This is a genomic window from Shewanella sairae, assembly GCF_023283535.1.
Taxonomy (GTDB): domain Bacteria; phylum Pseudomonadota; class Gammaproteobacteria; order Enterobacterales; family Shewanellaceae; genus Shewanella; species Shewanella sairae.
In genome coordinates this window covers 36,044-44,932 of sequence record NZ_JAKILT010000045.1, presented here as the reverse complement: position 1 = coordinate 44,932, position 8,889 = coordinate 36,044, and the positions used below count along the sequence as shown (strand labels likewise).

General features: G+C 42.9%; 6 protein-coding genes and 1 pseudogene. All 7 read right to left on the bottom strand.

Going from position 1 to position 8,889, the window contains the following annotated elements; translation table 11 throughout:
• Positions 1–468: 468 nt before the first annotated feature.
• Entirely contained in the window at positions 469–1,728 is a 1,260-nt protein-coding gene (locus L2748_RS17055) for a CDP-glycerol glycerophosphotransferase family protein (protein ID WP_220783371.1), read from the bottom strand.
• Entirely contained in the window at positions 1,725–2,198 is a 474-nt protein-coding gene (locus L2748_RS17050) for an adenylyltransferase/cytidyltransferase family protein (protein ID WP_220783372.1), read from the bottom strand. The genes L2748_RS17055 and L2748_RS17050 overlap by 4 nt, the downstream gene beginning before the upstream one ends.
• Positions 2,199–2,242: 44 nt before the next feature.
• A complete protein-coding gene (locus L2748_RS17045; RefSeq protein ID WP_220783373.1) occupies positions 2,243–3,775 on the bottom strand; it encodes a sugar phosphate nucleotidyltransferase in 1,533 nt (510 codons plus the stop codon).
• A gap of 10 nt (positions 3,776–3,785) precedes the next feature.
• The gene (locus tag L2748_RS24640; RefSeq protein ID WP_420833306.1) at positions 3,786–4,664 is read right to left on the bottom strand and encodes a sugar transferase; all 879 of its coding nucleotides are present in this window, start codon (positions 4,662–4,664) and stop codon (positions 3,786–3,788) included.
• A pseudogene (locus L2748_RS24635) lies at positions 4,653–5,201 on the bottom strand (WecB/TagA/CpsF family glycosyltransferase); the annotation flags it as partial. The pseudogene L2748_RS24635 and the gene L2748_RS24640, both read right to left, overlap by 12 nt.
• Before the next feature lie 967 nt (positions 5,202–6,168).
• Positions 6,169–7,251, bottom strand: coding sequence for a glycosyltransferase family 2 protein (locus L2748_RS17030; protein WP_220783197.1), 1,083 nt, complete (start codon positions 7,249–7,251; stop codon positions 6,169–6,171).
• Positions 7,248–8,606: an oligosaccharide flippase family protein gene (locus L2748_RS17025; RefSeq protein WP_220783198.1), complete on the bottom strand. Its 1,359-nt coding sequence runs from the start codon at positions 8,604–8,606 to the stop codon at positions 7,248–7,250. The genes L2748_RS17030 and L2748_RS17025 overlap by 4 nt, the downstream gene beginning before the upstream one ends.
• Positions 8,607–8,889 lie beyond the last annotated feature (283 nt).

Sequence of the window (8,889 nt, the reverse complement as noted above, 5' to 3'; positions counted from 1 at the left end):
TTATGCCGACAGTTATCGAATACCTTTATGGTTTGATGGGCTAAAGCCCAACCTACATCGGACGTAGCGCGTACTTGGGCAAGAGTGATAGCAGTGTTCGGCATTGTTCATATGTAGGTCGGCATTTATGCCGAAAATTACTAAATATTTATCCCGACAATTATTGAATATTTATGCCGACAGTTATCGAATACCTTTATGGTTTGATGGGCTAAAGCCCAACCTACATCGGACGTAGCGCGTACTTGGGCAAGAGTGATAGCAGTGTTCGGCATTGTTCATATGTAGGTCGGCATTTATGCCGACAATTACTGGATATTCATGCCGACAATTATTGAATATTCATGCCGACAGTTATCGAGTACCTTTATGGTTTGATGGGCTAAAGCCCAACCTACAGGAGCTTGTCGCCATAGAATATCTGTGTTGTTTAGCGTTGTTTATATCGTAGAAAGGTATTCATGACGACTATGATTGTACGCCGACAGCTTGCTCCTTTATCCCTTCTTTTGTTAAATGTCTTTCTAATGCACAAAATGCATCTTCTGCCTCATTGCTCCAAAAAAGCTGTTCGACCTGTTGGTAGTGAGTTTGATATTGCTGCTTTTGTTGCACTATGGCTTGTGGCTGCAGTTGTGCGAGTAGCTCTGCAAAATGGATGCACTGTGGTGCAATTGTTGGCAGTGTTTGGGTATATGGATATAGATCACGGCATTGCTGCATATAATGCGCTTCATCAAATCGGTAAAAACACACTGGAATGCCTAATGGCATGGCGTCGATAAATAACGATGAATAATCGGTGATGAGCAGATCGACTTGACCGAGCAGTTCATACACATCTTCAAAATCAGAGATATTAATGATGTTTGGCAGGGCGGTGAAGTCCTTGGCTAACTGCGCTTCATTTGGGTGTAATCGGACTAAGAACAGTTGATTATGTTTTACTAAATGGCTTGATAACTGCTGCCAGTCAAAAGCTTGCGTGTAAGGGTTAGCCGTTTGATGGCTGTCTCGCCAAGAGGGCACATAAAGGATGACGCTCGGGTTAGTTTGATTTTTGGTGGGCTTAAATGCTAGTTGCTCAATGATTGGCTTGTGCTGCTGTGATTGAGTACGGTCTTGATGGCAATAAAAGTCGGTACGTGGGAAACCTGCACGTAAAATTTGCTTAGATTGCAGCTTAAAAGCACTACTAAAGAGCTTATCGATAAGCGGGCTTGGGCTGAGCATAAGATCGGGTTTGATGTATTGCTGGTGGGCAAATAGTTTTTGCTTAAAATGTGCAAAGCTGCCCTGTGGGTTAAAGACTTCCGCCATAGGCCCATGTTCAATATCAAACTCAATTTTCTTCATCGGTAAACCATGCCATAGGTTTACCTTTAATGCTCCGTTAGCAAACCATTGGTTGATGTCGCCTATATAGCTGTTGTAGAAGAAGTATTGCGAGGTCAAACTGTGAAACATGCCTTTTACAGACCAACGGTAATAGGCTTCTCTGTTTTGCGTTTGTAATTGTTTAACTAGCTCTTTATTGCCACTAATCCAGATACAGCGAATAAACTCGGTTTGTAGCCAGTGCAGGTATAGGTATTTGCTGTTATCGCAAAATTGATCTTTATAGCTACCAAAAACCGCTTTTTTATTGCTACGTGGGGCAATAGCTGACAGCAGGTAAACTAACTTTCTTACACTGGCTTTTATCCAAGTAAACCCTGAGTATGTCATTTCTTTCCCGTTCTTTTTATTGGGGAGTCAGTCCGGCGACCAGTTCGTACCTTGGTTGGATCTTTTTCGTCTGCTACAGAGCTCGGCACAGCGAGGTTATTTTTAATCTCAGTTGTTGAGATCTCACCGGTGCGTGTTAAATAAACAACTTCACATAGCAGCGACAATTCGTCAAATTCACCTTGCCAGTCATCACCCATACCGAAGGTTGAGATATCATATTTACAGATGTCTTGAGCTTTTTGATCCCAGCGAGACTCTGGGATGACCATATCGACATATTGGCAAGCCTCGACGATTTCAGCGCGTTGTAAATAACTGAAAAAGGCGGCTTTACCTTTTTTGGCATTAAACTCATCGGTAGATACCGCCACAATTAACTTATCTCCTAATGCTCTTAAGCGTTTGAATAAGCGTACATGACCATAATGAAATAGATCGAATGTTCCATAAGTAATGATAGTCTTCATAGTGCTTCTCCCACCAAATTAGATCCATAGAGTGTTAAATCGAACTAGATTTGCTCTTTGTTGAATTGTTTATCCAAATGTTGACCGTGGTGATTCATTGCTTGCCAAATAAGTCGCCAATACTTTCTATGCTGCTGATTGTTGATGAATTCAGCCTCTATTAACTGCATCTCTTCATTGGGCATGGTGTTGCCGAGTAATTGGACTGGACCATAAACACCATATGCAGACTTAGAGGTTGGAGTTAATAGTGTTAGCAGTTCAGGCATGCTGTCTTTGTTTGGTTTATCACTTTTTGCGGTAGCTGTGCTGCCGGAGCGCTGCTGCGGTGAGGTGTCAGCGCAGATAAAAGGGTTGCAGCCAAATAGATTTAGCTTGCCCGTGATGACGAGGAAAAGTTGTGGTAGTCGGCTAAAAAACAGTGAGTTAAGGTTCCAACGCCAGCTGCTGTAGCTTTGATTGTTAACCGTCACTTTGTCTTTGATTACACATCTTTTTTGTTTAATGTTTAGAGACATTAGCAATAGGATTGGCGCAAGGATGATACCGAGAGCAAACAGCAATAAAGCGGATAGTCTGTCGCTAAATGCCACCTTGTTATCATTCGCAACAGGCGCATTTAAGGCGATGATGCTGTTATCGTCTAAGGTAATACTCGCTCCCGTAGCGGGTGTTAATAGTTGGTTTTTACAGATGATTGCAGCGTTGACGTCTAATGCTTGACCAACATAAGAGTTGTCGAGGATAAGGCAGTTTGTTAACCGGCATTGGGCGTCGATGATACAGTTTTTACCCAGAATAACGCTTTGCTGCATTTCTACGCTGTCATCTACCCATGAGTTATCGCCAATTGCTCCCCAAGCAGGTTGTAATTGTAGCTGGCCTGTTTGCGCACCCGCTCCCAGAAAAAAGCCGTTATTTTTATCGGCGCTGCCATAAAATCGACCAGGTGGAGTCAGTCCGGTGACCTTTGCACTTGCTACAGCTTGATTCGCTGTCATGTAGTCGGCAAGACTTGATAGCATAAAGCACTCACCGTGGAGAATTTGGGTTACCGATTGATTTTGTGTTGTGTCATTGTTTATTTGGTTTTGAGTACTGTTACTTTGTAATGGCCAGTTTAGGGCTTCTGTATATGGCGCTGCAGCAGGTAGCATCATTAACCCTGCATTTAGGTTGTTGATTTTTGCAATAACCAGGCTGTGTTTCATCTGTTGACTGAATTCTACAAAAGATTGAATACAAGGACTTCTTAATATATCTCCTCTAGCAAGTAAGATAGATTCATCCTTATTAAGTGCCAATCTCGGCAGTACTTTTGAAGCATCTTCTTGTTCACGGCTAAGGAAATAATCCACTTGCAAGCCCCAGGCTTCACCTTGCTTTATAAGCGCTTTGAGTTCGCAAATATGGCTTGATACGACTAATTTAACTTGCGTGACTCCTGCGGCTGATAAGTCTTCTAAGGTGTACTCAATAACGCTCTTATTGCTAACGGGCAATAATGCAGGGCAATACTCTCTATTTAGCGGAGAGAGTTCATTACCATGGCGATTTACAAAGACAATTGCTTGCATATAGAGCTCCTTAGTAAGCGCCGCGGGCAAAAATAACCGCTGGGATGGTTTTTATCAGTAACCAAAGATCGGCGGTAAATGATTGCTGATAGATATAATCAATATCGAGCTCAACTTGACGTTCAAATGGGATTGTTGACCGACCTGAGACCTGCCAAATACAGGTAATGCCGGGTTTTACCGCTAGGCGTCCTCTGTGGTACTGGCTGTATTGCTTAACTTCACTCGATAACGCAGGTCTTGGTCCGACTAAGGACATATCACCACGTAACACGTTCCATAATTGTGGAAGCTCATCAATTGACGTTTTGCGAATAAAGCGACCAATACAAGTGATCCTAGGATCTTGCTGTATTTTAAAGATCATGCCGCCTGCCATTTCGTTATTGAGGTTAAGTTCGGCCAACCTTTGTTCGGCATCTTGGTACATGGAGCGAAACTTCCACATGGTGAATGAACGATTATTTAGACCGGCGCGAACTTGTGAGAATAAAGCTGCACCAGGGGATTCAATCCGGATCAATAAGCTTGTTAGCAGTAAGAGTGGTGAAAGCAGTACCAATAATACTGACGATACCAATATATCGAGCATGCGCTTACATGCGTACTGGAGCTTTAAGGCTAAGTTGAATTTTGCCCGGCGCACATTAGCCTGTTTGCTGTTAAACATTGGCAGTGACTGCTTAAGTGTTTGGCTTTTATTCAGTGCTAACAGTAACTGTTGCTTTGACAATGTTGGGGTGGCTCTTGCAAACAAACGGCGTTCTCGTTTGGCTAATTGGCGGTTTTCTAAATAGACCTTAAGTAAGAAACTAGGGTTGCCAATAATATAGCGTTTCCACATTCTTTTAGGTTCTTGCAGTAACCGGTAAGTCCACTCAAGCCCCATTTGTCTAAGCCATAATGGTGCGCGTTTGATCCGCTGGGCATAAAAATCAAATAAGCCACCAACGCCAATACCGACTTTGCATGTTAGCGCTGCTTTATTGGCTTCGAGCCACAACTCCTGCTTGGGTGCACCCATGGCAACTAATAGGATATCGGCACCAGATTGATTGATTTTTTCAATCACATCTTGATTTGCCTGAGTGTGAGTTTGGCTGTCAAAAAAGCCTGAATGACAGCCTGCAATGCTAAGTTGTGGGTATTTAGATTGCATATTTTCAGCGGCTTGTTGTGCTACGCCGTCACTGGCACCCAATAAATAAATTGACAAGTTGTTGGCTGCCGCGAGTTGACATAAACGAGGAAACATATCGGTACCATTAAGGTTATCTTTAAGCACCGCACCTTTACTTGAGCAGGCTAAACGTACGCCAATTCCGTCGGCAAACACCTGCTGATTTTTAAGTAAGCATTGACGATATTGAGCATTGCGAGTGCTGATATTGAGGCAATCTGCATTAACAAAACTATATTGCCGCATAGGAGCTTGAGGTGTACTTGCTTGACTGTGGATCTCTGCAAGCAGTTGCTCCATGCTCCAGTTAGTAAGGTTGATGCCAAATACCGAGGTCTGTGAATGACGTACTTGGCTTTTTTTGCAGAAAATACCTGTGGTCATGCTAACCATTAGGTTTCTCAATAAGGCGAAGAGATAACGAATTAAGCTTGAATGGGCTCGGGTAAGAGAGATTGTGCTTTGCTCGAAGTTAAGTCCCGTTGCCGAGTTAAGTTGCTCAATAGATATTAAGCCAGGATTGGCAATGTAATGTGCTTGGCTCACTATCTCTTTACTACGGTCTTTACTATGGCTCGTCGCCGGGACTACATAAACAATGGCACTACCCAATAGCGACACTTGCCCATGTAATAGGTTAAATAACATGGGTAATTTTTGAAATCGACCAGAGTAGCTAAACTGTTTTAACGCCACTTGTTCACCATCGCTGCTTGCGGTGTAAACAAGTTCAATGATTTGCTCTTTTGCCATCCAACTGCGGATAAATCCGTAAAGCATAAATGGACTCGTTAAGATCAGCAGAGTAACCGCCACACAAAAATCGAAGCAACGAATGCTTAAACAGGAGCGGATAGCGTAATGGCTGTTTGCTTTGTTCATAATCAACTCCCGTTTATTGTTATTTAAATTCGCTAGTTAACCTTTCAAAAGCATAATCAATGCCAATATTTTTAGTTGTTTTATTTTAGTCACTTAGGCAGTTTTGGTTGCAAAGGGGGGGGCTAGGTTAGTTGAGTCTTTTACGGTTATTTGCAACATGCAATGCATGCTGCAATGGCTTGAATCTTAATGGGGTAGCTTGATCTGGGGCGGGCTAAGAGGGCTGGGGTTAGGTAGGAGTATGAGTTTTAAGGGGGACATTTGCCCACCAGCCGCACTGCAAATGATACCCGCTAAAGATATTATTTGCAGTGCGGCGAATACTCAGTTGTTACTTCGCTTCATTTAACCATACAGCGCTAACACCATCACGACTAATTTTTAGACTTTGCAGTCGACCTAGTACATTTTGAGCTAGGTTTTCACAGCAACAATATAGCCTTTTGGGCAGCAGAGCTAATAGGTATGCTGCGGCAGCGGTTGATACAGTACGGGCAGTCTCAAAGTAGATAATACTCGGCGAGGTTGCCAATGCTTGATGTAAGTGTTTGATTGCTTGCTTACCCTCTTTATTACGAATAGCTTGCCTTGCTATATATCTGAGTTGATAGGCTCTAGCTCTATTTTCATGTTGGGCCAATAGTTCTGGAGCAAAGCTTTTTGCTTTCTCGATCATCTTGTTCCAAGAGCCATATTGTTTGCTTAAATCTGAAGACAGCCCTTGGTTGTTTAAGCGATAAAAAGTCAGGGGAGCAGGGAGCCCTTCTATCTGCCAATGTGTGGTGGTGACTATTCTTAACCAGCACTCAATATCTTCTGATTGGCGAAAGTTCTCATCGAAATAGCATGTATGTTTTTGCCGTTTATTACTGGCTTGGTAGCTGATATCGGCGAGTGTTTCACTGCGTATGACAGGGGCTGAGCCATTACCCACCGGATTTCGACATAGCAAGTCTACAGCCGTGATCCCGTTAAGTTGTGGCATTTGGTATATATTGAGCACTTTACCTGCATAGGACATAAACACAGATCTAGAAAAGCTAATGCCGACTTCCGGCGCGCCATCTAAATGTTGTACATGTCGCTCCAGCTTTTCTTTGTGCCACATATCATCAGAATCAATAAACGCGACATATTGGCCAAGCGCATGCCTAATTCCGGTATTACGCGCAGAAGATAAGCCCTGATTATGCTGGTGGCTGATGATTTTTATTCTAGCGTCATTGTAGCGCTGACATAACGCAAGGCTATTATCTTTTGAGTAGTCATTGATAATAATAAGCTCAAAATTTTCAAAGCTTTGGTCCAATACCGATTGAATGGCATCTTCAACAAATAGTGCAACATTGTATACAGGCATGACGACAGACACCTTAGGAGGGCGAATTTGATTATTACTTGAAATAGGATTCATAGTTGCACCTCTGAGGCGTTAATTGTTGAATGAGTGCTGGGTTGAGTCAGTTTTAGGTAAAGAGTAAAGCTCGGCATAACCAGCAGGTGGAGTAGCAGAATCGCTAGGGCAACAGCTTGTAAGCCCCATGCACTTGAGAATGCAATACAAGCTGTAAGCATTAAGGTGAATACGCTATTACAAATTAGGTTTGCACGGCTTCTATTGACGCTAATGAGATATTGGCTGGCAGCCTCGCCCAAAGGCCTTACAAGCCCGCTTAAGCAAAGCAGTATAAATACGGGCAATGCGCCAGCTTCCATCCATTTTTGACCGTAAACCCATGGCACATAGAAGGGGGCCAGCACAGTTTGCAGCCCTATGATAGGCACAGTTAATAGCATGATGAACTTTAAGGATTGGCTGTACTTTTGCTCTCGTGAAATGGCTTGGCAAGTATGATCAGATTGCTTTTGGCATAAATGGGAATAGAGTGCGGTTCCATAGCTTTGTACTAAACCTAAGCTAATGCCAAGGCTAGCGTTAAAGGCAAAAAAGTATACCCCGAGAGCTTCGATCCCTAAGAAGTAACCTACCAGTAAGTAATCAATGTTTTGTCTTAGTGCGATAGCCAGATCACTTAATCCGACTTGAATACCAAACCTGAGTAATTGCTTAGCTTTTGTTGTAAGCATTATCTGCGCTGCTATGGGGCGGGGGGAGTCGCTAGGGTGGTTTGGATTGAAAAAAGCCTCGGGCAAGGGATTATGGTATCTATGAACCCCAATCCAAATAAATACCACAATGACTTTAGGCAAAATAATTGCCCAAATGCCTAGCCCGAGAAAAGCGAATACTGCGGTGATCGTTGCATCGGCAATGGTTTGCCAAAGCACAGCTCGACCTACTACCCTCATCTTGTTTGCTCTAAGATTAATCGCTGCATGTAGCATGCCTAAGGGTAATAATAAATAGCTTGTTGCCATAAGTATCATGGGTAGAATTAGCTGCAAGTCATCATAGTAGATTGCAAGCGGCCAGCTGAGTAAGCTCATGGCAACGAAGGCGATAATTGCCGCGAACCAGTTAACTTGATTCGCGGCAGGTAAAGCTTGGTTTAGTTGGTTTTCCGTCATGTTGATCAGGGCGGCAGACGAAATTCTGCGAGTGGGTGTGCAGATCAATTCAAATAGAGTGAGAATAATCGCAACTTGACCGAATATTTCAGGAGTCAATAGGCGGGCAATGATGATACTTGAGGCTAGGCGGACAACACGTCCCAGTACTTGAGCGGAACCCAGCCAAAATAGGCTTTTACCTAAAGCACTATTGCATGCCATTACTAGCTTGTTATTAATGAGTGCGATGCTTTGCATGTCACCACCTACTGTGTGTTGTCACTGACGATATTAAATAATTGGTTGTTTTAAATTCGGTTGTATTGTTATCTCTAACCATAGTGAATACAGGGTTTATGCCAAGTTTTATGTCTGATCTAAATATTTTTCAAAGCATTGTTAAATATGTATTTTATTGTGTTCGGGAACGAGAGGAATTTAGGTTTATGTCTCTTTTTGCAAATTGCGAATCACTTTGAAGAGCTTATGCGGTATACAGGCTTAAATGATGATTGGCTAAGCGATTGCTAGCGAATTCACG